At 65.6% G+C, this 21,920-nt stretch carries 26 protein-coding genes; 18 read left to right on the top strand and 8 right to left on the bottom strand.

The genetic code is table 11. The features are described 5' to 3' along the window. Positions 1-100: 100 nt before the first annotated feature. Both JX001_RS09920 and JX001_RS09925 read left to right on the top strand, forming a co-directional pair. Positions 101-652 (top strand): cytochrome b, encoded by a 552-nt coding sequence (locus tag JX001_RS09920; protein WP_205680933.1) that lies wholly within the window; start codon positions 101-103, stop codon positions 650-652. Next, a complete protein-coding gene (locus tag JX001_RS09925) occupies positions 649-1,566 on the top strand; it encodes an L-threonylcarbamoyladenylate synthase (protein ID WP_241004605.1) in 918 nt (305 codons plus the stop codon). Before JX001_RS09920 ends, JX001_RS09925 begins: the two co-directional genes overlap by 4 nt. Here the strand turns inward: JX001_RS09925 and JX001_RS09930 are convergent. The 5 genes from JX001_RS09930 to JX001_RS09950 all read right to left on the bottom strand — a co-directional run bounded on the left by JX001_RS09930 (position 1,563) and on the right by JX001_RS09950 (position 6,134). Continuing rightward, positions 1,563-2,630, bottom strand: a complete 1,068-nt coding sequence (locus JX001_RS09930; RefSeq protein WP_205680934.1) for a patatin-like phospholipase family protein — start codon at positions 2,628-2,630, stop codon at positions 1,563-1,565. The genes JX001_RS09925 and JX001_RS09930 overlap by 4 nt on opposite strands. Before the next feature lie 18 nt (positions 2,631-2,648). Next, complete coding sequence (locus tag JX001_RS09935; RefSeq protein ID WP_205680935.1) at positions 2,649-3,491, bottom strand: 3-hydroxybutyrate dehydrogenase; 843 nt, start codon at positions 3,489-3,491, stop codon at positions 2,649-2,651. A gap of 53 nt (positions 3,492-3,544) precedes the next feature. Continuing rightward, on the bottom strand, positions 3,545-4,315 hold the full coding sequence (yaaA, locus tag JX001_RS09940; RefSeq protein WP_205680936.1) for a peroxide stress protein YaaA: 771 nt from the start codon (positions 4,313-4,315) through the stop codon (positions 3,545-3,547). Between the two features lie 76 nt (positions 4,316-4,391). Next, positions 4,392-5,129, bottom strand: coding sequence for an arginyltransferase (locus JX001_RS09945; RefSeq protein WP_205680937.1), 738 nt, complete (start codon positions 5,127-5,129; stop codon positions 4,392-4,394). Positions 5,130-5,243: 114 nt separating this feature from the next. Further along, entirely contained in the window at positions 5,244-6,134 is an 891-nt protein-coding gene (locus JX001_RS09950) for a flagellar motor protein MotB (protein WP_055753623.1), read from the bottom strand. Positions 6,135-6,250: 116 nt separating this feature from the next. Here JX001_RS09950 and JX001_RS09955 point away from each other — a divergent pair, with 116 nt between their 5' ends. After that, on the top strand, positions 6,251-7,111 hold the full coding sequence (locus tag JX001_RS09955) for an NAD(P)-dependent oxidoreductase (protein WP_205680938.1): 861 nt from the start codon (positions 6,251-6,253) through the stop codon (positions 7,109-7,111). 3 nt (positions 7,112-7,114) lie between these two features. Here the strand turns inward: JX001_RS09955 and JX001_RS09960 are convergent, their stop codons facing one another. Together JX001_RS09960 and hemB are read right to left on the bottom strand one after the other, a co-directional pair. Further along, complete coding sequence (locus JX001_RS09960; RefSeq protein ID WP_205680939.1) at positions 7,115-7,606, bottom strand: GNAT family N-acetyltransferase; 492 nt, start codon at positions 7,604-7,606, stop codon at positions 7,115-7,117. Continuing rightward, positions 7,606-8,604, bottom strand: a complete 999-nt coding sequence (hemB, locus tag JX001_RS09965) for a porphobilinogen synthase (RefSeq protein WP_205680940.1) — start codon at positions 8,602-8,604, stop codon at positions 7,606-7,608. The genes JX001_RS09960 and hemB overlap by 1 nt, the downstream gene beginning before the upstream one ends. Before the next feature lie 112 nt (positions 8,605-8,716). Between hemB and JX001_RS09970 the strand changes: the two genes are divergently transcribed. The 13 genes from JX001_RS09970 (at position 8,717) to JX001_RS10030 (ending at position 20,133) form a co-directional block, all read left to right on the top strand. Further along, on the top strand, positions 8,717-9,571 hold the full coding sequence (locus JX001_RS09970) for a class I SAM-dependent methyltransferase (protein WP_205680942.1): 855 nt from the start codon (positions 8,717-8,719) through the stop codon (positions 9,569-9,571). A gap of 131 nt (positions 9,572-9,702) precedes the next feature. Further along, entirely contained in the window at positions 9,703-10,929 is a 1,227-nt protein-coding gene (gene hemA / locus JX001_RS09975) for a 5-aminolevulinate synthase (RefSeq protein WP_205680944.1), read from the top strand. Next, complete coding sequence (locus JX001_RS09980; RefSeq protein ID WP_055753617.1) at positions 10,926-11,111, top strand: DUF6898 family protein; 186 nt, start codon at positions 10,926-10,928, stop codon at positions 11,109-11,111. The genes hemA and JX001_RS09980 overlap by 4 nt, the downstream gene beginning before the upstream one ends. Before the next feature lie 69 nt (positions 11,112-11,180). After that, the gene (gene glyA / locus JX001_RS09985) at positions 11,181-12,464 is read left to right on the top strand and encodes a serine hydroxymethyltransferase (protein ID WP_205680946.1); all 1,284 of its coding nucleotides are present in this window, start codon (positions 11,181-11,183) and stop codon (positions 12,462-12,464) included. Between the two features lie 7 nt (positions 12,465-12,471). Further along, positions 12,472-12,942, top strand: a complete 471-nt coding sequence (nrdR, locus tag JX001_RS09990) for a transcriptional regulator NrdR (protein ID WP_205680948.1) — start codon at positions 12,472-12,474, stop codon at positions 12,940-12,942. After that, complete coding sequence (locus tag JX001_RS09995) at positions 12,942-13,562, top strand: RibD family protein (protein WP_205680954.1); 621 nt, start codon at positions 12,942-12,944, stop codon at positions 13,560-13,562. Before nrdR ends, JX001_RS09995 begins: the two co-directional genes overlap by 1 nt. A gap of 65 nt (positions 13,563-13,627) precedes the next feature. Further along, entirely contained in the window at positions 13,628-14,230 is a 603-nt protein-coding gene (locus tag JX001_RS10000) for a riboflavin synthase (RefSeq protein ID WP_205680956.1), read from the top strand. Further along, positions 14,230-15,366 carry a 3,4-dihydroxy-2-butanone-4-phosphate synthase gene (gene ribB, locus JX001_RS10005; protein ID WP_205680958.1) on the top strand — a complete coding sequence of 379 codons (1,137 nt, stop codon included), beginning with the start codon at positions 14,230-14,232 and terminating at the stop codon, positions 15,364-15,366. The genes JX001_RS10000 and ribB overlap by 1 nt, the downstream gene beginning before the upstream one ends. Further along, a complete protein-coding gene (ribH, locus tag JX001_RS10010; RefSeq protein WP_017503913.1) occupies positions 15,363-15,824 on the top strand; it encodes a 6,7-dimethyl-8-ribityllumazine synthase in 462 nt (153 codons plus the stop codon). Before ribB ends, ribH begins: the two co-directional genes overlap by 4 nt. Next, positions 15,821-16,345, top strand: a complete 525-nt coding sequence (gene nusB / locus JX001_RS10015; protein ID WP_205680959.1) for a transcription antitermination factor NusB — start codon at positions 15,821-15,823, stop codon at positions 16,343-16,345. Before ribH ends, nusB begins: the two co-directional genes overlap by 4 nt. Next, a complete protein-coding gene (thiL, locus tag JX001_RS10020) occupies positions 16,345-17,334 on the top strand; it encodes a thiamine-phosphate kinase (RefSeq protein ID WP_205680960.1) in 990 nt (329 codons plus the stop codon). The genes nusB and thiL overlap by 1 nt, the downstream gene beginning before the upstream one ends. 42 nt (positions 17,335-17,376) lie before the next feature. Then, the gene (locus JX001_RS10025; RefSeq protein WP_205680961.1) at positions 17,377-17,808 is read left to right on the top strand and encodes a hypothetical protein; all 432 of its coding nucleotides are present in this window, start codon (positions 17,377-17,379) and stop codon (positions 17,806-17,808) included. A 177-nt stretch (positions 17,809-17,985) separates the two neighbouring features. Then, positions 17,986-20,133, top strand: coding sequence for a sodium-translocating pyrophosphatase (locus tag JX001_RS10030; protein ID WP_205680962.1), 2,148 nt, complete (start codon positions 17,986-17,988; stop codon positions 20,131-20,133). A gap of 77 nt (positions 20,134-20,210) precedes the next feature. Here the strand turns inward: JX001_RS10030 and bamE are convergent, their stop codons facing one another. Continuing rightward, entirely contained in the window at positions 20,211-20,690 is a 480-nt protein-coding gene (bamE, locus tag JX001_RS10035) for an outer membrane protein assembly factor BamE domain-containing protein (protein ID WP_205680964.1), read from the bottom strand. A gap of 91 nt (positions 20,691-20,781) precedes the next feature. Here bamE and JX001_RS10040 point away from each other — a divergent pair, with 91 nt between their 5' ends. After that, positions 20,782-21,306 carry a ubiquinol-cytochrome C chaperone family protein gene (locus tag JX001_RS10040; protein WP_205680966.1) on the top strand — a complete coding sequence of 175 codons (525 nt, stop codon included), beginning with the start codon at positions 20,782-20,784 and terminating at the stop codon, positions 21,304-21,306. A gap of 5 nt (positions 21,307-21,311) precedes the next feature. Continuing rightward, positions 21,312-21,830 (top strand): YceD family protein, encoded by a 519-nt coding sequence (locus tag JX001_RS10045; RefSeq protein WP_205680967.1) that lies wholly within the window; start codon positions 21,312-21,314, stop codon positions 21,828-21,830. The last annotated feature ends 90 nt before the right edge of the window (positions 21,831-21,920 follow it).

The following is a 21,920-nucleotide window of genomic DNA, read 5'->3' on the forward strand; positions in this document are numbered from 1 at the left end:
GCGTCGGGGCCTGTCGCTGCAAGCGTCTTGGCGACGCGCCCCGTCTCAGTGCAAAGTGGCTGAACGCATGGTGACGCCGTGCCGTCGCGGAAGGGAAGACATGGGCGAGCCCCGCAATCGATATTCGACGGTTTCCCTGCTGATGCACTGGGGCATCGCCGCCGCCGTTCTGGCGCAGGTTCTGCTGATCACCGCGCATGAGAATACGGACGGGCCGGTTTCGGGCCAGTTCGTCATGCTGCACAAGTCGCTGGGTCTGACGATCCTGGTGCTGACCCTTGCGCGGATCGGATGGCGCCTGGCGAACCCGGCGATTCCGTTGCCCTCGGCCTTGCCGCGCTGGCAGAAGGTGGCGGCGCGCGCGACGCACATCCTGTTCTATCTGGCCCTGATCGTCATTCCGATGACCGGTTGGCTCGCATCATCGGCGGGCGGGCGCGCGATCGAGTGGTTCGGCCTCTTCTCTTGGCCCCTGTTGCCCGTCGGCGGCGGGCGTGAAGCGGCGCGCAGCCTGATGGGCCTGCACGAACTGGCGGTGAAGGGCCTCTACGTCTTGATCGGCCTGCATGTGATCGCGGCGCTCAAGCATCAGTTTATCGATCGGGACAATGTGCTGCACCGGATGATCCCGATCATCCCGCGCCGACCGTGAGCCAAACGCCGCTGCACGCCGCCCAAGCGCTGGCGAACGGCGATCTGATCCTGCTGCCGACCGAGACCGTTTACGGACTGGGCGCCGACGCAAGCAATGCTGAGGCGGTCGCCGCCATCTTCGCCGCGAAAGGGCGGCCGAAGTTCAATCCGCTGATTTCGCATGTCGTGGATGTCGATGCGGCGGCCAAGATCGGCGAGTTGGGCCCGCTCGGACGTGCCTTGGCAGACGCCTTCTGGCCCGGACCTTTCACCCTGATCACGCCGATCCTGGACACGCGCAGCGTCTGCGACTTGGCGCGCGCCGGATTGGACAGCGTCGCGATCCGCGTTCCGGCGCATCCCATGGCGAGGGCGGTGTTGGCGGCGTTCGGCGGTCCTGTCGTGGCCCCCTCGGCCAATCGTTCCGGCCGACCGAGCCCGACGACCTTCACGGATGCTGTCGAGGAGACGGGCTTTGCAGTCTCAGCGGCTGTCGATGGCGGGCCTTGCCAGGTCGGTCTGGAAAGCACGGTCGTGTCGGTGCTGGGAGGGCGGGTCGCCTTGCTTCGTCCCGGCGCCATTACTCGGTCCGAGGTCGAGGCGGTCGTCGGTCCCATCGAAGAGGGCGCAGAGGGGCATCGTTCGCCCGGGCGACTGACTCTGCACTATGCGCCGGATGCTCCGGTTCGGATCGAGGCCGGCACAGCGCGCGACGGCGAGATCCTGCTTGGCTTTGGCCCTGACGCCGGTGAGCCGCGCTGGAGTCTGAGCCCGTCGGGCGACCTGCGCGAAGCCGCCGCCAACCTGTTCCGACTGCTGCGCGAAGCCGACCGCACACGGCCGACGGGTATCGCCGTGTCGCCGATCCCGACGACGGGACTGGGTGAAGCCATCAACGACCGTCTGCGCCGCGCGGCAGGCTTCGTCGGCTAGCCGAAGCGGGCCTGAAGATCGACGCTGGACTGGCGTCCGACGCTGCCCAGGCACGCATTCAACCAATCGTCGGCGGCCGCACGTCCCCGCGCCTTCAGGTCGTTGAGGAAACCCCATTCGGTGTTGAATTTGGACCGCAGCGACAGGTCCGAGAGCCAGCCGTCCGCCTCGATCGCGTGCAGTCGGACGTGCCGGTAAGGCCCTGCGCCGCCGCCTTTCAACTGCCCATGTTCGATCAGTTCACCCGCCAGGGCGACGGCGCGCAGTTCGGCGACCAGCGGCGCGTTGAAGACGATCTCGTTCAGCCGATCGACGATGTCGCCTGCGCTTTTAGGCGTCTCGTCGCGCACCATCGGATTGAGTGTAATCAGCAGCACGTCGTCCGGCGTGTCGTCTCCGGTCAACGGCCACAGCGGCGGATTAGTCAGATAGCCGCCGTCCCAATAGGGCTCCCCGTCGATCTCCACGGCTTGAAACAGATGGGGCAGGCACGCCGACGCCATCAGGACATCCGCGTTGATTTCGTGCGTCTGGAAGATGCGCGCTTTCGCCTGGCGCACGGCGGTGGCGGCGACGAACAGCCGGATGTCCGAGGCCTGGACGGCGCCGAAATCGACCGACGCCTGTAAAACTCGTTTCAGAGGATTATGGTTCAAAGGATTGAATTCATACGGGCTCATCGACATCGCCAGCGTCTCGCCCGCACGCCAGAATGGGCTCTCCTTGATCCAGTTCGGCGTCCGCGCCGCATTCCAGATCGCGCTGTCTCCAAAGACGTTGCGACCGCCGGACTGGTTCACCTCTCGCCAGAGCTTGTCCAATGCGGCGCGGCCATCGCCTGATGCGAGGCCCGACACCAAGGCCGTGCCGTTCATGGCTCCCGCTGAGACGCCTGACACCGCGCGAATATCCAGACGATCGTCTTCCAACAGACGATCCAGCACGCCCCATTGGAAGGCGCCGTGTGCGCCGCCGCCCTGGAGGGCAAGGCAGATGGGCCGTCGATCGGGAGCGGCGGGAACGGTGTCCGCCGCCTCGGCGGTCTTGCGCTTGAAAATCGCCATGACCGCCGCCTTCCTTTGCTATTGCGCGGTCCAGCCGCCGTCGATGGAGAAGCTGGCCCCGTTGGCCGAGGCGCCGAGGTCGCTGACCAGGTAGAGGAATATGCCGGTCAGTTCCTCCGTCGTGACGAACCGCTTTGTCGGCTGAGCCGCCAGGATCACGTCCGTCAGCACCTGCTCCTCGGTCATATTTCTCGTGCGCGCCTGATCCGCGATCTGCTTGGTCACGATCGGCGTCTCGACGAAGCCGGGGCAGATGGCGTTACAGGTGATGTTGTCGCGCGCCAATTCCAGCGCTGCGGTCTTGGTGAAGCCGATGACGCCATGCTTTGCCGCGACATAGGCGGACTTGAACGGACTGGCCACCAGACCGTGCGCCGAGGCCATGTTGATGATCCGGCCGCGTCCCTGCGCCTTCATGATCGGGATCGCCGCGCGCGTGGCGTAGAAGGCCGAGGACAGGTTGATGGCGATGATCTTCTCCCACTGGTCGACAGGGAAGTTCTCGACGGATTCGACGTGCTGGATGCCGGCGTTGTTGACCAGAATGTCCAGGCGTCCCAGTTCGCGTTCAGCGAAGGCGATCATGTCGGTGATTTCGTCACCGCGCGTCATGTCCGCCGGATGATAGAGGACGCGAACGCCGGATGAGGCCTCCAGATCGGCGCGGGTGCGCTCGATATCCGCGGGGTCGCCCAGGCCGTTCAGAACGACTTCACCGCCGCCTGCCGCCACGGCGCGCGCGAGAGCCAGCCCGATGCCAGAGGTCGAGCCCGTGATGACCGCGACCTGCCCTTTCAGATCGCCGATACCGCGTGCCGCCCGAATGTCGGCGCCCGTGGAGTCCCTAGGCTCTTGCGACATGAATCCGCCCCTTCGTTTGTTTTGGCGAGATTAGCGGGAGGTCGATGTCGGGATCAAGAATTTCCCGATCTGATGAATATCCACTCGGCGTCGGTTGAGGCGGCCTTGTCGAACGCATAACCGTCCCGGTCGAAAGCCTTCAGGTCCGCGACCCGTTCCACGCGCTCGTCGATCGCGAACCGCGCCATGGCCCCGCGCGCCTTCTTGGCGAAGAAGGAGATGATACGGCTCTCGCCATTCTTCTCTTCCCGGAACTGGGGCGTGACGACAGGCAGTTTCAGAGCCTTTGCATCGACGGCCCCGAAATATTCCTGGCTAGCCAGGTTCACCAGCGTCGGATCCGGCTGGCCTTCGGCGTCTTCGTTCAGTTGTTTGGAAATCCGGTCGCCCCAGAAGTCGTACAGGCTGGCCCCACGACGCGTCTTCAGCCGCGTGCCCATCTCCAGCCGATAGGGCTGGATCCGGTCCAATGGACGCAGCAGGCCATAAAAGCCGGACAGAATGCGCAAATGATTCTGGGCAAAAGCCAAGGCGTCGGCGTCCAGTTCGCGCGCTTTCAAACCCTCATACACATCGCCGGCAAAGGCGAAGGCTGCCTGAACGCCCTCTGTGGATTCTGGATCGAATGCCTTGAAGCGCGCGGCGTTCAGGGTCGCCAAATCGTCGGAAATCCCCATCAGCCGACGCAGGTCCGCCTTGGTCTGGCGCTTGGCGGTCTTGGACAGGCTGGCTGTATCTTCGACGAACCGGCGGTCGCTGCCGGGAATAGCCCCATCGGCTTCGGTGAAATCGAGGCGCTTGGCCGGGGAAAGAACAATCAGCAAGACGCGGCTCCGTAATGTCGCCGCCCACATAGGATGCTTCGATGACGATTTGAACCGGCTGCGGCGAAGGGGCGCCTCAGGCGTCGCGGCGTGACCAGCCCAGCTTGCCGAGGGTTTCCATCGGGCGGAAGTCGGCCTTGTAATCCATCTTGGCCGAGCCCTGGACCCAATAGCCGAGATAGACGAACGGCAGGCCTACGAGGGAGGCCTGGCGCACATGATCCAGGATGGCGAACCGGCCCAGGCTGCGCCGCTCCATCGTCGGATCATAGAAGCTGTAAACCATCGACAGACCGTCTTTCAGCAGGTCCGTCAGGGTTACGGCGACCAGATCGCCCGGTCCGCCGTCGGTGGAGGGCAGACGGTATTCGATCAGATGGGTGCGCACGGCCGTGTCCTCGACCATGGCGACGTAATCCAGCCAGCCCATGTCGCTCATGCCGCCGGTCGGATGGCGCGTGGTCAGGTAGCGGCGCAGAAGCTGGAACTGCTCGGTCGTCGCCTCCGCTTCGACCAGGTCGCGCGACAGGTCGGCGTTGCGGGCCAGCACCTTGCGCTGCGAACGGCTGAACGTGAACTCCGGCACCGGCAGTCGCACCGAAACGCAGGCGTCACACGCCTCGCAGGCCGGGCGATAGGCGATGTTCTGGCTGCGGCGAAAACCGGCCAGAGTCAGTTCGTCATTGACGTGCGCGCCGTCCGAGAAGGGCAGGTTGGCGAAAACCTTCCGCTCCGTCTTGCCCGGCAGATAGGGGCAGGGCGCGACCGAGGTCATGAAGAAGCGAAGCTGTCGGGTCGGTACGTGCTGGGTCACGGCCTCAGGTCCGCATCCGATCTTGCCAATATTGCGACGACACAACGCTCATCGCGCGATTTGGCGTCATCCGTGCTCCGGCTGCAAGCCTGTTCGCGTTGCAGCCGAGCCGGGTCACAGCGAGGTGTCAGACGGCAGGACCGGCGCCTCGCGCAACAGCACGATGGCGATGCGGCGATTGCCGGCCAGGGTCGGATCGTCCGGATAGAGCGGGTCGGACCCCGCCTTGCCCGCCACCGAATAGACCCGATCGGGATCGACGCCCGAACCTTGCAGCACCAGACGCGAGCCGTTGGCGCGCTCGGACGACAGGGTCCAGTCCGCAGGGGCGCTGGCGCGGCTGGAGCCGGGCGCGGCGCTGGTGTGTCCGGTGATGGAGATGCGGTTCGGCAACTGGTTGATCACCTTGGCCACGGCGCGCAGCAACACTTGGGCGCGGGCGTTGGGGCGGGCCGAGTTGTTGTCGAACATCGACCGGCCTTCCTGATCGACCAGCTGAATGCGCAGTCCCTCGGGTGTTTGGTCAACGATCAGCTGTTTCGACAGTTCGGCCAGTTCCGGCATCGACTGCATGGCCTGACGCAGCGATTCGGCGGCGCTGGCGAACTCGGCGGCCTCGCGCTTCTGGATTTCGGCCTGGAGAGCCGAGTCGCTGGCGGACGACAGGCTGGAGCCTGTCTGATCGGTCGCGGGCGCCTCGGGCGCCAGTTCTTCCAGCACGGACTGCGAGCCGGCGCTCTTGACGCCATCGTCGCCCAGCGAGGTGCCGCCCAGAATGCCGCCGGAGCCCGAGGTCGTCTCGGACACGCTGGCGGGCGCGAAATACTCAGCGATGCCGCGCTTCTGCTCTGGGTCGGTGGTGTTGATCAGCCACATCAGCAGGAAGAAGGCCATCATGGCGGTCACGAAGTCCGCATAGGCCACCTTCCACGCACCGCCGTGGTGGCCTCCGCCGGAGACCTTCTTGACCTTCTTGATGAGGATCGGACGATCGCTCACGGACATGGACGCGCACCCCGACGAATGGTGTCCCATTGTGGGCTGGCCAAGGTTAACCGGGCGTTGACCTTGAACCCCGGCGCGGCGGGGCCTAGTCCGACGGCAGGATCAAGGAGCCTGTCATGAAGATCGCATTCGCCGGCCTGGGCGTCATGGGCGCCCCGATGGCCCGTCATCTGATCGAGGCGGGCCATGACGTGACCGGCTTCAATCGCACTGTCTCAAAAGCCGAGGCCTGGGCGGCGGCGACAGGCGGCAAGGCGGCGGCAACGGTGGCTGAAGCGGCGCGGGGCGTCGACCTGTTCATCCTGTGCGTCGGTAATGACGACGACGTGCGGGCCGTCGTGACCGAGGCCTTGCCGCATCTGTCGGAGGCCGCTGTGATCGTCGATCACACCACGACCTCGGCCAAGGTTGCGCGCGAAATGGCTGAACTGACGAACGGGCAGGGACGGTCGTTCATCGACGCGCCGGTGTCGGGCGGTCAGGCGGGCGCCGAGAACGGACAGCTCAGCGTCATGGCCGGCGGGGACGCCGCCGCCCTGGCGAAGGTCGAGCCCGTGGTGAAGGCCTATTCCAAGGCGATCAAACATATGGGACCGGCCGGCTCGGGCCAGCTGACCAAGATGGTCAACCAGATCGCCATCGCCGGCGTTGTCCAGGGCCTGGCCGAGGCCGTCCACTTCGCTCAGGTCGCGGGACTGGACACCGACGCCGCCTATGAGGCCGTGTCGAAGGGCGCGGCGCAAAGCTGGCAGATGGACAATCGCTGGAAGACGGCGGCCAAGGGCGAGTTCGACTTCGGCTTCGCCGTAGACTGGATGCGCAAGGACCTGGGTCTGGTGCTGGACGAGGCGCGCACGAACGGCGCGCGCCTGTCTCTGACGGCCCTGGTCGATCAGTTCTACGCCGAGGTTCAGGCCATGGGCGGAAACCGCTGGGACACCTCCAGCCTGGCCGCGCGACTGCAACCCCGCGACTGACGCCTAGAGCCGGCGATGCATGATGTGCAGGCCGACCGGGCCGTGCGTCGGGTGATCGAACGCTTCGGGAACCGTGCCCACGATCTCGAAGCCCAGCTTCTTCCAAAGGGCGACGGCCACGGTATTGGTCTCGACCACGGCGTTGAACTGCATGGATCGGAAGCCCGCATCCCGCGCGAAAGCCAGCGCGGCCTCGCCCAGCGCCCGGGCCACACCGCGCCCGCGCGCTTCGGGCGCGACCATGAAGCTGCCATTGGCGACGTGGGCGCCGTTTCCCTGTTGGTTCGGAATGATCTTGGCGGCGCCCAGCACCTGACCGTCCTCGACCGCGACCAGGGTTCCGCCGGGCGCCGGCGGCGTCCACAGGACGCGCGCCTGCGCCTCCGTCATGTCCAGCGGATAGGTATAGGTCTCGCCCGCGCGGGTGACGGTCTCGATGATCGGCCACAGGCCCGGCCAGTCGCCCTCCGTGATCGGCCGAATCTCCACGCCCATCAGCCCAGCAGCCGTGCGGCCTGCGGTGCGAAATAGGTCAATACGCCCGCGCACCCCGCGCGCTTGAACCCGTGCAGGGTTTCAAGGATCGCACGGTCCCGGTCCAGCCAGCCATTGGCGATGGACGCCTGCATCATCGAATATTCGCCCGACACCTGATAGGCAAAGGTCGGCACGCGGAAGGTCTCGGACACCCGCCGCACGATATCCAGATACGGCATGCCCGGCTTGACCATCACCGCATCGGCGCCTTCCGACAGGTCCATCGCCACCTCCTTCAGCGCCTCGTCGGAGTTGGCGTAATCCATCTGATAGGTCTTCTTGTCGCCCTTCAGCATCGCCGAAGAGCCTACGGCGTCGCGATAGGGGCCGTAGAAGGCCGAGGCGAACTTGGCGGCGTAGGACAGGATCAGCGTGTCCTGAAACCCGTTGGCCTCCAGCGCCTCCCGCACCGCCTGGATGCGGCCATCCATCATGTCCGACGGGGCCACGACATCGGCGCCGGCGTGGGCGTGGATGAAGGCCTGTTCGGCCAGACGGTCCAGCGAGGCGTCGTTGGCGATCCGCTCGCCCTCCATCACCCCGTCGTGGCCGTGGTCGGTGTAGCAGTCCAGGGCGACGTCGGTCATGACGCCGATCTCGGGCGCGGCGTCCTTGATCGCCTTGATGGAGTCGGGGATCAGGCCGTCGGGGTCGGTCGCGCCGGTGCCGACCGCATCCTTGATCGCGCCGTCGACATTGGGGAACAGGGCCACCATCGGAATGCCGAGGTCGCGCGCCTCGACCGCCGCCGCCGCCGCCGCCTTAGGAGAAAGCCGAAACACGCCGGGCATGGAGGCGACCGGGACGCGATCCTCAGCGCCGTCATGGACGATCAACGGCCAGATCAGATCGGCCGGCGTCAGGATCGTTTCCGCCACCAACCGCCGCACCCACGGGCTGGACCGCAGGCGGCGCGGACGGGCGAGCGGGAAGGGGGCGGGCTGATAGGGAAGCATGGCGAGACCTTGGAAAATCCAGCGTCGGACTAGCGCCGCAACGACTGGTGCGCAAATCGCGTGATGCGTCGGATCGTTTCGTGCGTGATGACGGCTTGCGCGGATCGGCGAAATGCGAGCCTATCGCGACAAATCGATGGAGACGGTGATGATCGGCAAATTGGCGGTGGGTGCAACGGCCCTGGTTCTGGCGGCAGGTCTGTCCGGCTGCATCATCATCGACTCGGACGGCGGCGAGCGGACCGTGGTCACGCCTTCTGGCGCCATGACTGCGGATGAGGTTTCGGAAGCTGCCAGCTTGCACGCGATTTACACCGTAGCGTTATCCGATCCCAAGCGTCCGGCCGAAGAGGTCGCGCGTGATCCGCTGCGTCACCCGGCCGATATCCTGGCCTTCGCCCAGCTTGCACCGGGCGACAAGGTGGCCGACATCCGACCGGGCGCCGGCTATTTCACCCGTCTGTTCTCGGACGTGGTCGGGCCCACTGGTCGGGTCTATGCCTTCGTTCCGAACCGGACGATGGCGCGCGAGAACGCCGGGGCCGATGCGCTTGTTACGGCCTATTCGAACGTGACGCGCGTCAACGGCCTGCTGGACTCCATGACCTTCGCCGAGCCGCTGGACATGATCTTCATGAGCCAGGAATACCACGACTTCCACATCCCCGGTTTCAACACCGACGTGGCCAAGATGAACGCGGCGGTGTTCGCGGCGCTGAGGCCCGGCGGCCGCTACATCCTGATCGACCATGAAGCCGCGCCCGGCACGGGCATCTCGGCGGTCCAGACCCTGCACCGCATCGAAGGCGACTATCTGAAGCGCGAGGTCGAGGCGGCGGGCTTCGTCTTCGAGGGTGAGAGCCAGGCCGTCGCCAATCCTGCAGACGACCACAACCTGAACGTCTTCGAAGAGAAGATCCGCGGCAAGACGGACCAGTTCGTCTATCGCTTCCGCAAGCCGGGCTGATCGATCTCGATACTGAGAACCGTTATCAATTAAGGGTTTGGGGCGTTTTGTCCATGCGGCGGACATGGACAAGCCCGCTTCGGGAGAGCAAACAACGCGAAGACATAGCCATAAGCGAAAGAACGCGTAGTTTGTTCGACTATAAGGCCGCCTTTAATAGCTCGGTGGAGCAGGTTCGCAGCGAAGGACGCTATCGCGTCTTCGCCGATCTCAAGCGCGTGCGCGGTCAGTTTCCGCAGGCCGTACGTCGCCGCGAGGATGGCTCCGAGCAGGACGTCGTCATCTGGTGCTCCAACGACTATCTCGGTATGGGCCAGCACCCCGTCGTGCTGGACGCCATGCATAGTGAGATTGATGCGGTAGGCGCCGGCGCCGGCGGCACGCGTAACATCTCCGGCACGACCCGCTCCGCCGTCGATCTCGAAGCCGAGCTGGCCCACTGGCACCAGAAGGAAGCAGCTCTGCTGTTCACCTCGGGCTATGTCGGCAACGAGGCGACGCTGTCGACCCTGCAGAAGATCCTGCCGGGCCTGATCACCTTCTCCGATTCGCTGAACCATGCCTCGATGATCGCCGGCATCCGCCACGGTGGCGGCGAGCGTCACGTCTTCATGCACAACGATCTGGCGCATCTGGAGGCCCTGTTGGCGGCGACGCCGACCGATGCGCCCAAGCTGATCGCGTTTGAGAGCGTCTATTCGATGGACGGCGACATCGCCGATCTGGCCGGCACTATCGCCCTGGCGAAAAAATACGGCGCCCTGACCTATCTGGACGAGGTCCATGCCGTCGGCCTGTATGGCGAAACCGGCGCTGGCGTCGCCGAGCGCGACGGCGTGCTGGACCAGATCGACATCATCGAGTGCACCTTGGGCAAGGCGATCGGCGTGATGGGCGGCTATATTGCCGCCGACGCCATGATTATCGATGCGGTGCGCAGCTGGGCCTCGGGCTTCATCTTCACCACCTCGCTGCCGCCGGCCCTGACCGCCGGCGCCTTGGCTTCCGTTCGTCACCTGAAGGCCCACCCCGAACTGCGCGTCCAGCATCAGGAACGCGCCGCGACGCTCAAGGCCCGCTTCGCCGCGGCCGGCATCCCCGTGATGGAAAGCGAGAGCCATATCGTGCCGGTGCACGTCGGTGATCCGGTCCACTGCAAGATGATCTCGGACATGCTGCTGGACGAGTACGGCGTCTATGTTCAGCCGATCAACTATCCGACCGTGCCCAAGGGGACCGAGCGCCTGCGCTTCACGCCGTCGCCGAACCACACCGACGCCATGATGGATCATCTGGTCCAGGCGATGGACAAGCTGTTCGCCCACTGCAACGTGGCGCGCCGACCCGTCGCCGCATGACGACGGGCGACGACCTCGGAGAGGTCATCGTCGAATTCACCCGCAACGGCCCCTACCTCAAATGCTCGGCCATCCACGTTGCGACGGGCCGAGAGGTCAGCGCCATGGGGCCGGTCAACGAACCCAAGTCCGTCGAACGGGTCGCGATCGCCAAGCTGAGGCGGGCTCTGGGCAAAGGCTGACCACAAGATGTTGTGGTCGCGCGCGGCTGGGGATAGATAGGCCAGCTTCTGATTTCCGGGGATTCCAGCGTGACGGCCTTCACCCACGACGCCTATTTCACCAAGACGCTCGCTGACGCCGACCCGGATGTCTTCAAGGGCATTCAGGGCGAGCTGGGCCGTCAGCGCGAACAGATCGAGCTGATCGCTTCAGAGAATATCGTCTCCCAGGCCGTGCTGGACGCGCAGGGTTCTGTCCTGACCAACAAGTACGCGGAAGGCTATCCCGGTCGTCGCTATTATGGCGGCTGTGAGTTCGTCGATGTGACCGAGGATCTGGCGCGCGAGCGTGCCAAGCAACTGTTCGGCGCGGCCTTCGCCAACGTCCAGCCCCACTCGGGCGCCCAGGCGAACCAGGCGGTCTTCTTCACCCTGCTGCAGCCTGGCGACACCTTCCTGGGCATGGATCTGGCGTGCGGCGGACACCTGACGCACGGTTCACCCGCGAACCAGTCGGGCAAGTGGTTCCGCCCTGTGACGTACAAGGTGCACGAAGACACCCATCTGATCGACTACGACCACGTCGCCGAAATGGCCGAGCGTGAGAAGCCCAAGCTGATCCTGGCGGGCGCCTCGGCTTACAGCCGCCACATCGACTTCAAGCGCTTCCGCGAGATCGCCGACAGCGTCGGCGCCTATCTGATGGTGGACATGGCCCACTACGCCGGCCTGATCGCCGGCGGCGCCTATCCGGACCCGATCCCGCACGCCCACGTCGTCACCACGACCACGCACAAGACCTTGCGCGGCCCGCGCGGCGGCATGATCCTGTCCAACGACGTTGATCTGGGCAAGAAGATCAACTCCGCCGTCTTCCCCGGCTTGCAAGGCGGCCCGCTGGAACACGTCATCGCGGCCAAGGCCGTGGCCTTCGGCGAGGCGCTGAAGCCCGAGTTCAAGGGCTATGCCCAACAGGTGGTCAAGAACGCCCAGGCCCTGTCCGGCGTCCTGATCGAGCGCGGCCTGGCCATCGTCTCGGGCGGCACCGACAGCCACCTGGCCCTGGTCGACCTGCGGCCCAAGGGCGTAACCGGCAAGGCGACCGAGCACGAGCTCGAAAAGGCGCTGATGACCTGCAACAAGAACGGCGTGCCGTTCGACACCGCTCCGTTCACCGTCACCTCGGGCGTCCGCCTGGGCACCCCGGCCGGCACCACGCGCGGCTTCGGCGAGGAAGAGTTCAAGCAGATCGGTCACTGGATCGCAGACGTCGTCTCGTCGATGAACGGCGGCGACGAAGCCGATCCGGCCGTGGTCGCAGGCGTCGCGGCCCAGGTGCGAGAGATGACGCACCGCTTCCCGATCTACGGATAACCGCCTGATGAAGTGCCCTTTTTGCGGTCATCAGGACACCCAGGTGAAGGACAGCCGGCCGTCGGACGACGGATCGGCCATCCGACGCCGCCGGTCCTGCCCGAACTGCAACGGGCGCTTCACGACGTTCGAGCGCGTGCAACTACGTGAACTGGTCATCCTGAAGCGTAACGGACGGCGCACGCCCTTTGACCGCGACAAGCTGGAACGCTCGCTGGGCGTGGCCCTGCGCAAACGCCCGGTTCAGGCTGATCAGGTCGAGCAGATGGTCAATCGGATCGTCCGCCAGCTTGAAAGCCTGGGCGAGACCGAAATCCCGTCCAGCACGGTCGGCGACTTCATCATGAAGGCGCTGAAGGGCGTGGATGAGGTGGCCTATGTCCGCTACGCCTCGGTGTACAAGGATTTCCGCCACACCGGCGACTTCGCCAAGTTCCTGGGCGACGAAGGGTTCGACGAACCGTCCGGCAAAGTTTGATGCGGGTCACGCTGAAACTGGCGACCTCCCTGGACGGGCGGATCGCCACGGCCTCGGGCGAAAGCCAGTGGATTACCGGCGAAGCGGCGCGGCTTGAGGGTCACCGCCTGCGCGCCGCCCACGACGCGATCCTGGTCGGTGTCGAGACGGTTCTGCACGACGATCCCGAACTGACCGCCCGCCTGCCGGGACGCAGCGTGGATCAGCCCTTGCGTGTCGTGCTGGACAGCCGGCTGCGCACGCCGCAGGCGGCGAAGGTCGCCGGCGAAAACACCCTGATCCTGACCGCTGCGGAGCCGCGCGCGATCGGCGCCGCCAAGGTGGTGCAGGTCGCCGCCGAGAACGGTCGTCCGTCCATCCCGGCCGTGCTGAAAGCCTTGGAAATCGCCGGCGCAACATCGCTGCTCATCGAAGGCGGGGGCCAGGTCGCGGCGTCTTTCCTGCGCGCCGATGCCGTCGATGCGCTGGAGTGGTTTCGCGCCCCGATCCTGCTGGGCGGGGAGGGGCGGCCCTGCGTCGCCGCCCTGGCTCTTGCAAAGCTGGCCGACGCCCCCAAGTTCCGTCGCCTGGGCGTCGAGCCCGTCGGGGACGATCTGTGGGAACGCTACGCCCGTCTCTGACGCCGTCCAATTAGACGATTAGACGAATTAGACGGTATTTTTCTCCCAAGGGGTCCAGAGTCCAAATGTTCACCGGCATCGTCACCGACATCGGCCGCGTCCGCGAGGTCCGCGAGACCGACCGCGATCGTCGTTACGAGATCGAGACCGCCTGGAACACCGACGGCATCGACCTGGGCGCCTCCATCAGCCACGCGGGCTGCTGCCTGACGGTGACCGAAAAGGGCCACGATGCTCGGGGGGGCTGGTTCGCCGTCGAGGTGTCGAACGAGACCCTGTCCAAGACCACCCTGGGCGCCTGGAAGACCGGCGACGGCGTCAATCTGGAGCGGGCCGCCAGGCTGGGCGACGAGATGGGCGGCCACGTCGTGTCCGGCCACGTGGACGGTCTTGGGCGGGTGATTTCGATAACGCCCGAAGGCGGATCGCATCGGATCGAGGTCGAGGCCCCGGCGCCCCTACACCGCTATATCGCCGCCAAGGGGTCGATCACGGTCGACGGCGTGTCTCTGACCGTCAACGCCGTCGGGGGTCAGGTCTTCTCGCTGAACATCATCCCGCACACCTGGGACGTGACGACCCTGGGCCGCTTGAAAGTGGGTGATCCGGTCAATCTGGAGATCGACATGCTGGCGCGATACCTCGCGCGGTGGCAGGAGACCGCGTGATGCAAGCGCAGGCCGCCAATATGAACGACAGCCCCATCAGTCCCATCGAGGACATTCTGGAAGACGCCCGCAACGGCCGTCCCTACATCCTGGTGGACGCCGAGGATCGCGAGAACGAAGGGGACATCATCATCCCCGCCCAGTTTGCGACGCCGGATCAGATCAACTTCATGATCCGACAGGCGCGCGGTCTGGTGTGCCTGGCCCTGACCGCCGAGCGCGCCCAGCAACTGCGCCTGCCGCCCATGGCTGCCGACAATCGCGAGAGCATGAAGACCGCCTTCACAGTCTCGATCGAGGCCAAGGACGGCGTTACGACCGGCATCTCGGCCGCCGACCGCTCGCGCACCATTCATGTGGCGACGGACGCGTCAAAGGGCATGGACGACATCGTCTCGCCGGGACACATCTTCCCGCTGGTCGCGCGCGACGGCGGCGTTCTGGTCCGCGCCGGCCACACCGAGGCGGCGGTGGACATCAGCCGCATGGCCGGTCTGACGCCCGCCGGGGTGATCTGTGAAATCATCAAGGACGACGGCGAGATGGCGCGGATGCCCGATCTGGTCGCCTTCGCTCAGCTGCACGGGCTGAAGATCGGCACAATCGCCGACCTGATCGCCTATCGCCGCCGCACCGAACGCTTCGTCGAGCGGATCATGGATACGCCGTTCGAGAGCGTTCACGGCGGCCCGTTCCGCCTGATGCTGTACAAGAACACCATCGAGGGGGCGGAACACGTCGCCCTGGTTCACGGCCGGATCGACCCGTCCAAACCGACGCTCGTGCGGATGCACCAGGTGGACTTTGCGTGCGACCTGCTGGGCCACGTCGAGGCGCGCCAGGACTATGTGCCCAAGGCCCTGAAACAGATCACCGAGCATGACGGCGCCGGCGTGGTCGTCTTCCTGCGGGATCCGGCCCTGAATTCCCTGGCCGAGCGCCTTTCGGGCGTGGATCGCCCGGCGGCGGTCGATCGGTCTTTGCGTGCCTATGGCGTGGGCGCGCAAATCCTGTTGGACCTTGGCGTCAAGGACATGATCGTTATGAGTTCGACGCGACCCGAACCGACCGCGCTGGAGGGCTATGGCCTGCGCATCGTAGGCTGGCGCGACATGGATGGAGAAACAAAGGCGTGACCGAGGCCCCCCGTATTCTGATCGTTGAGGCGCGCTTCTACGACGACCTGGCCGACGCCCTGCTGGAAGGGGCCAAGGAGACGCTGAAGGCGCGTGGCGCCGACTTCGACGTCATCACCGTGCCCGGCGCGCTGGAGGTGCCGCCGGCCATCGCCTTGGCCGAGGAGGCCGGCCGCTTCCCGACCGCGCCCCGCTATGACGGCTATGTCGCTCTGGGCACGGTCATCCGTGGCGAAACCTATCATTTCGAGATCGTCTCCGATCAGTCGGCGGCCGGCATCATGGCGCTGGGCGTCAAGGGCGTCATCATCGGCAACGGCATCCTGACGACCGAGGACGAAGACCAGGCCTGGTATCGGGCTCGTCTTTCGGAAGGGGATAAGGGCGGCGGCGCGGCCAAGGCGTGCCTGGACCTCATTGCATTGAAGAAGCGGTTGCGTCATGGCGTCGGCGCATGACTGAACCGAACAGTGTCAAAGCCGTCCTCGAACAACTCGCCGAAGCCGAAAAGCAGCGCGCCGAGCCCAATCTGAGCTCCAAACAGCGTCGCGCCCGCACAGTGTCGCGTCTCGCCGCCGTCCAGGCACTGTATCAGATGGAACTGGCGGGCGAGGGCGTGGAGACGGTGATCACCGAATTCTCCAACTTCCGCTTCGACGCCGACATTGAAGGCCAAGCCTTGGCCGAGGCCGACGAGGCCTATTTCGCCGACATCGTGCGCGGCGTGATCGAAAGCCAGCGCGACATCGACGCGGCCATCAAGGCCCGCCTGGCCTCCAACTGGAAGCTGGAGCGGATCGATGCCACCCTGCGCGCCCTGCTGCGCTCGGGCGCCTGGGAGCTGATCAAGCATCCCGAGACCCCGCGCGAGGTCGTGATCGACGAATATGTCGAACTGGCCAAGGCCTTCTTCGATGACGCCGAGGCGCGCTTCGTTAACGCGGCGCTGGACGGCGTGGCCAAAGACACCCGCAAATAATGCCGGCGCTCGACGTCGCGGGTGAGTTCGAGACGATCGAGCGGCTGTTCAAGCCCCTGTCCCATCCCGAGTGGGGAAGGGGGCTGGCCGACGATGTGGCGGCGCTGCCGTCACGCCCCGGCTATGACCTCGTCCTGACCAAGGACGCCATCGTCGAGGGCGTGCATTTCCTGCCGGACGATCCGCTGGACACGGTCAGCAGGAAGCTGCTGCGGGTGAACCTGTCGGACCTCGCCGCCAAGGGCGCTGAGCCGTTCGGCTATCTGCTGGCCTGCTTCTGGTCTGAACGCTGCGGCTGGCCCGAGCGCGAGGCGTTTGCGGCCGGGCTAGCCGAGGATCAGGCGTGGTTCGGCGTTCATCTGCTCGGCGGGGACACGGTCAGGACGCCCGGTCCGCTGTCCTTCTCGCTGACGGCCCTGGGGTGGGCGCCGACGGGCAAAGCGGTTTCTCGCGCAGGCGCGCAGGTCGGCGACCTCGTCTTCGTCACCGGCGTCATCGGGGACGGGCTTCTGGGGCTGAAGGCGGCGCAAAGACAACTGGCTCTGGCGCCTGAGCGGATGGAAGCCTTGGTCAGCCACTACCGGATGCCGACGCCCCGGACCGACTTCGCCGACATCGTGCGTGAGTACGCCACCGCATCCGTCGATGTGTCGGACGGCCTGGCCGCCGACCTGGCCCACATCGCGCAGGCCAGCAGGGTTGGCGTGTCGCTCAATCTGAACGTCCTGCCCCTGTCCGCGGCGGCCCAAGCCTGGTTCGACGACCGCGTCGATCCGCAGTTGTCGCTGGAGGATCTGGCCAGCGGCGGGGACGACTATGAGATCGCCTTCACCGCCCATCCGCGCCACGAAGACGCCCTGCGTCGCGAGGCCGAGCGCCGACTAATTCGTCTGACCCGCGTCGGCGAGGTCACTGCAGGTCGCGGCCTGACGGTCCTTTACGACGGTCAGCCCGTGCCCATGGCCAGGAACGGCTGGACTCACGGCTGACGCGGCAAGGGAATCCTAACGCCCGTCCGGCAGGGTGTCACTATGGACCGTAGAACCCTGATCGCCTCCGGAACCGCCGCCCTGACCGGCGCCACCGCCAGTCGCGCCGCCGCCTCCGGCAGCGAAACGGAGTCGGCGCCTGCGGCCCTGAGCATCGCAGGCCTCGGCCTGCCCGTCATCGAGGGGGGGCGTTTGCGGAACTACGTGTTCGTCGCCCTCAGGCTCGAACTCGGCGCCGGCAAGACCGTCGAGCAGATGAAGCCCAAGGAGGCCTTCTTCCGCGACGCCGTCGTCCGCGCGGCCCACAAGACGCCATTCACCGTGCCTGGCGACTGGACACGGCTGGACGAGCGGGCCCTGTCCGCGTCGCTGGTGGCGGCGTCTGCGGCGGTCTCGGGTCGCGGCTCCGTCCGGCGTGTCGTCGTCGTCAGCCAGTCGCCGCGTCGCCGAACGGGCATGCAGACCGCCCGCTGAACGGGCTGAGCGACCGCTGTTGCGTCACTTCGCCTGCCATGACAGGCTCCCTTGGCAAATCCCAAAGAACGCACTGACGCGTTCGCCGCGTGCGGGGGGACCGGAAGGCGGACAGAGGCGATAACGCCCGACCGCGCCAAGGCCTGCGCGCCTGTTTGCAAGGGCATGGAAACGCCAATGACGAACTCACTTACGCTGGTCTTTGCGGCCGGTGTGCTGGCGGTGCTGTATGGCGCCGCACAGACCGCCGTGCTGATGAAGGCGAGCACTGGCAACGACAAGATGCGAGAGATCGCCGCCGCGATCCAGGAAGGCGCCTCGGCCTATTTGAAGCGGCAATATCTGACCATCGGCATCGTCGGGATCGTGATCCTGATCGCCGCCTACTTCCTGATCGGAATCTATGCCGCCGTCGGCTTCCTGATCGGCGCCGTGCTGTCTGGCGCGGCCGGTTATGCCGGGATGCTGATCTCGGTGCGGGCCAATGTGCGCACGGCTCAGGCGGCGTCCGAAAGCCTGTCCAAAGGGTTGAACCTGGCGTTCCGCTCGGGCGCCATCACCGGCATGTTCGTGGCGGGCGGCGCCCTGATCGGTGTGTCAGGCTACTACATTGTGCTGACCCAGCATCTGGGATTGGTCTCAACGGGCCGCGAAGTGATCGACGGGCTGGTGGCGCTGGGCTTCGGCGCCTCGCTGATTTCGATCTTCGCGCGCCTGGGCGGCGGCATCTTCACCAAGGGCGCCGACGTTGGCGGCGACATGGTGGGCAAGGTCGAGGCGGGTATTCCCGAGGACGATCCTCGCAACGCCGCGACCATCGCCGACAATGTGGGCGACAACGTCGGCGACTGCGCCGGCATGGCCGCCGACCTGTTCGAGACCTATGCCGTGACGACTGTCGCGACCATGGTGCTGGCCGCGATCTTCTTCAGGGACCAGCCCTATGTGGATCTGATGATGGTGCTGCCGCTGGCGATCTGCGCGGTGTGCATCGTGACCTCCATCGTCGGCAGCTTCTTCGTGCGGCTGGGCAAGTCCAAGAACATCATGGGCGCCCTCTATCAGGGGCTTATCGTCACCGGCGTCCTGTCCATCGGCGCGGTCTGGTGGGTGATCGACCAGATGGTGACGGGGCCGATCGTGACGGCTAGCGGTCTGGAAATCCAGCCGATGGCGCTGTTCTGGTCCGGCATGGTTGGTCTGGCGGTGACGGCGGCGATCGTGGTCGTGACCGAATACTATACCGGATCGGGCTTCCGTCCGGTGCGATCGGTCGCCAATGCCTCGGTGTCGGGGCACGGCACCAACGTCATTCAGGGCTTGGCCGTGTCGCTTGAGGCGACGGCGCTTCCGGCGCTGACGATCATCGTCGGCATCGTAGCCAGCTTCCAGTTGGCCGGCCTGTTCGGCATCGCCATCGCCACCACGACCATGCTGGGCGTGGCGGGAATGATCGTGGCGCTCGATGCCTTTGGACCCGTGACCGACAACGCCGGCGGCATCGCCGAGATGGCGGGTCTGCCCAGCGACGTGCGGCATTCGACGGATGCGCTGGACGCCGTGGGCAACACGACCAAGGCCGTGACCAAGGGCTACGCCATCGGTTCGGCGGGCCTCGGCGCGCTGGTGCTGTTCGCCGCCTACACGTCGGACCTGCAGTATTTCTCGGCCAATCCGGCGGACTATCCCTTCTTCGCTGGGATGGGAGAGATCGCCTTCGATCTGACCAATCCCTACGTCGTCGTCGGCCTGCTGTTCGGAGGGCTGCTGCCCTTCCTGTTCGGCGGCATGTCGATGATGGCGGTGGGACGGGCGGCCGAATCGGTCGTGGCGGAAGTGCGGCGCCAGTTCCGCGAGAACCCCGGCATCATGACCTATGAGGTGAAGCCGGAATACGGCCGGGCGGTTGACATCCTGACCAAGGCGGCGATCCGCGAGATGATCGTGCCGTCGCTGTTGCCGGTGCTGTCGCCCATCGTCCTGTTCGTCGCGGTACTGGGCATTTCGGACAAGGCGAACGCCTTCGCCGCCCTCGGCGCCATGCTGATGGGCGTAATCGTCACCGGCCTGTTCGTCGCCATTTCGATGACATCAGGCGGCGGCGCCTGGGACAACGCCAAGAAGGTGATCGAGGAAGGTTTCACCGACAAGAACGGCGTCGTCCACGGCAAGGGCTCAGAAGCCCACAAGGCGGCCGTGACCGGCGACACGGTCGGCGATCCCTACAAGGACACGTCCGGTCCGGCGGTGAATCCGATGATCAAGATCACCAACATCGTCGCCCTGCTGCTGCTGGCGGTGCTGGCGAGCGGGACCATCGGCTAGGCTGAAACACTTAGCCCTTACGAAAACGCCCCGGAGAGCGATCTCCGGGGCGCCTTTGTTTCGGGAGATGAGCCGCCTTAGTCCGGGCGCCGCTGGCCGGGCGTGTCGTCCTCGGTGCGCGGCAGTTGGCCACGACCGACGTTGCCCAGAAGCTGTTCCAGAACCGTCAGCTCACGACCGCGCGTCGGCGTCTCGTTGCGGTTCATGGCAATCTGCTCGCCGTCCGTAAGGCCAAGAGTCCGCACCGACGCCACCTGATCGCCCTGCGGAACGAAGGTGATCTCGGTCACGGTGCGCGTCGAAACCTTGGGCAGGTTGTATGTGTATTTCTCGGTCGTCTGGCTGATGTAATACCAGACCTGATCCGGCTCGAAGGTCGAGGTGGTCGAAGGCGAACCCAGCTTGGCGAGGACGGTTTCCTTGGTGTCCGTGCCGGCGACCACGTCTTGGGGCTTGGCGTCGATGACCTGGAAGCCGTTGGAGCCGATGGTCGGGGCGCAGGCGGCGGACAGGCCGGCCAGCGAAGCAGCGACGAAAAGCGGGACGAAACGGGACATGATCGGGCGCCTGCGAGAGAACAAGGTCTTTGACCTAGACGGACCTGCGTCCTAGTTCAACGGCGCGGCGGAAAAGGGGCCGTTGGAACCCATGCTGAAAAACCTGTTCAAACCCCGATCCGGCTTCCGTCTCGGCGACGATCTCTACGCCAAGGCCGTCAGCCAGGCCCGCAATCCGGCCTTCTACACGCGTCTGGCGGTCGATGACCGCATCGACGCGCGATTCGAACTCTACACGCTGCATGTGCTGTTGCTGGTGCTGCGGCTGCGCGATGAGAACACGGCTCAGGGCCAGGATGCGGCTCAGGCGGTGTTCGACATCTATGTCTCGGCGCTGGATCACGTCTTGCGGGAGGAAGGCGTGGGCGACGTCGCCGTCGGCAAGAAGATGCGCAAACTGGGAGAGGCCCTGTATGGCCGGATGAACGCCTATGAACAGCCGCTGCGCGCCGGCGATGCGGCGGCTCTGGCGGAGGCGATGGCGAAGAATGTCTATGCGGACCCGCAAGCGCCCCATGCGGACACATTGGCGCGCTATGCGCTGACGACACGCGCAGCCTTGGCGGCGCAGGATTTCAACAAGGTGCTGGCGACGCCGGCCTGGGCGGAAGTTTGAAAGAGATGAGCGCGACGCTCCCCTACAGCGAAACAGTGCGGGTCAATCAGATTGGAGCGGGTCTGAGCCGTCGGCTGGAACCGGATGCGGACACTCGCAAGCGAATCGCCCGTAGCCTGGATCTACAGGGGCTGGACGATTTCGTCGTCGATCTGGAGATCAAGCCGACGCCGTCAACCAGCGAATGGACGATGAAGGGCAGGGTGACGGCACATGCGGTGCAGACCTGCGGCCTGACGCTGGAACCCCTGCCGGTCGATGTGGATCGCCGGTTCTCCATTCAACTTGTCGAAGCCAAGCCCGAGGAGACCGACGAGATCGAGGTCACGCTGGATGAAGAAGACGCCGACGTGATCGAGGACGGCAAGATCGACCTGGGCCAGTATGCGGTCGAGCAATTGGTGCTGTCGCTTGATCCGTTCCCACGCAAGCCGGGCGCGGAGTTCGTGCAACCTGAGGAACCAACGGAGATTTCTCCGTTCGCGGCCCTGAGGGCGCTCAAATCCAAAGACGACCAAGGCTGAGGTTGACGTAGGGGCCGGGTGGTTGCATCCCCCGGCGTCGGCGCTATCGTCCAGCGCATCCTGCCAAGCGTCGCGCGACAAGACGACGCG

This window comes from Brevundimonas fontaquae, from assembly GCF_017086445.1.
GTDB lineage: Bacteria > Pseudomonadota > Alphaproteobacteria > Caulobacterales > Caulobacteraceae > Brevundimonas > Brevundimonas fontaquae.

Excerpts from the sequence above, each read along its gene's own strand:
- JX001_RS09920 (WP_205680933.1), top strand. The coding sequence starts at position 101 with ATGGGCGAGCCCCGCAATCGATATTCGACGGTTTCCCTGCTGATGCAC.
- JX001_RS09930 (WP_205680934.1), bottom strand. The coding sequence starts at position 2,630 with ATGGCGATTTTCAAGCGCAAGACCGCCGAGGCGGCGGACACCGTTCCC.
- JX001_RS09935 (WP_205680935.1), bottom strand. The coding sequence starts at position 3,491 with ATGTCGCAAGAGCCTAGGGACTCCACGGGCGCCGACATTCGGGCGGCA.
- JX001_RS09950 (WP_055753623.1), bottom strand. The coding sequence starts at position 6,134 with ATGTCCGTGAGCGATCGTCCGATCCTCATCAAGAAGGTCAAGAAGGTC.
- JX001_RS09955 (WP_205680938.1), top strand. The coding sequence starts at position 6,251 with ATGAAGATCGCATTCGCCGGCCTGGGCGTCATGGGCGCCCCGATGGCC.
- JX001_RS09960 (WP_205680939.1), bottom strand. The coding sequence starts at position 7,606 with ATGGGCGTGGAGATTCGGCCGATCACGGAGGGCGACTGGCCGGGCCTG.
- hemB (WP_205680940.1), bottom strand. The coding sequence starts at position 8,604 with ATGCTTCCCTATCAGCCCGCCCCCTTCCCGCTCGCCCGTCCGCGCCGC.
- JX001_RS09970 (WP_205680942.1), top strand. The coding sequence starts at position 8,717 with ATGCGAGCCTATCGCGACAAATCGATGGAGACGGTGATGATCGGCAAA.
- JX001_RS09980 (WP_055753617.1), top strand. The coding sequence starts at position 10,926 with ATGACGACGGGCGACGACCTCGGAGAGGTCATCGTCGAATTCACCCGC.
- nrdR (WP_205680948.1), top strand. The coding sequence starts at position 12,472 with ATGAAGTGCCCTTTTTGCGGTCATCAGGACACCCAGGTGAAGGACAGC.
- JX001_RS09995 (WP_205680954.1), top strand. The coding sequence starts at position 12,942 with ATGCGGGTCACGCTGAAACTGGCGACCTCCCTGGACGGGCGGATCGCC.
- JX001_RS10000 (WP_205680956.1), top strand. The coding sequence starts at position 13,628 with ATGTTCACCGGCATCGTCACCGACATCGGCCGCGTCCGCGAGGTCCGC.
- ribB (WP_205680958.1), top strand. The coding sequence starts at position 14,230 with ATGCAAGCGCAGGCCGCCAATATGAACGACAGCCCCATCAGTCCCATC.
- nusB (WP_205680959.1), top strand. The coding sequence starts at position 15,821 with ATGACTGAACCGAACAGTGTCAAAGCCGTCCTCGAACAACTCGCCGAA.
- thiL (WP_205680960.1), top strand. The coding sequence starts at position 16,345 with ATGCCGGCGCTCGACGTCGCGGGTGAGTTCGAGACGATCGAGCGGCTG.
- JX001_RS10025 (WP_205680961.1), top strand. The coding sequence starts at position 17,377 with ATGGACCGTAGAACCCTGATCGCCTCCGGAACCGCCGCCCTGACCGGC.
- JX001_RS10030 (WP_205680962.1), top strand. The coding sequence starts at position 17,986 with ATGACGAACTCACTTACGCTGGTCTTTGCGGCCGGTGTGCTGGCGGTG.
- bamE (WP_205680964.1), bottom strand. The coding sequence starts at position 20,690 with ATGTCCCGTTTCGTCCCGCTTTTCGTCGCTGCTTCGCTGGCCGGCCTG.
- JX001_RS10040 (WP_205680966.1), top strand. The coding sequence starts at position 20,782 with ATGCTGAAAAACCTGTTCAAACCCCGATCCGGCTTCCGTCTCGGCGAC.
- JX001_RS10045 (WP_205680967.1), top strand. The coding sequence starts at position 21,312 with ATGAGCGCGACGCTCCCCTACAGCGAAACAGTGCGGGTCAATCAGATT.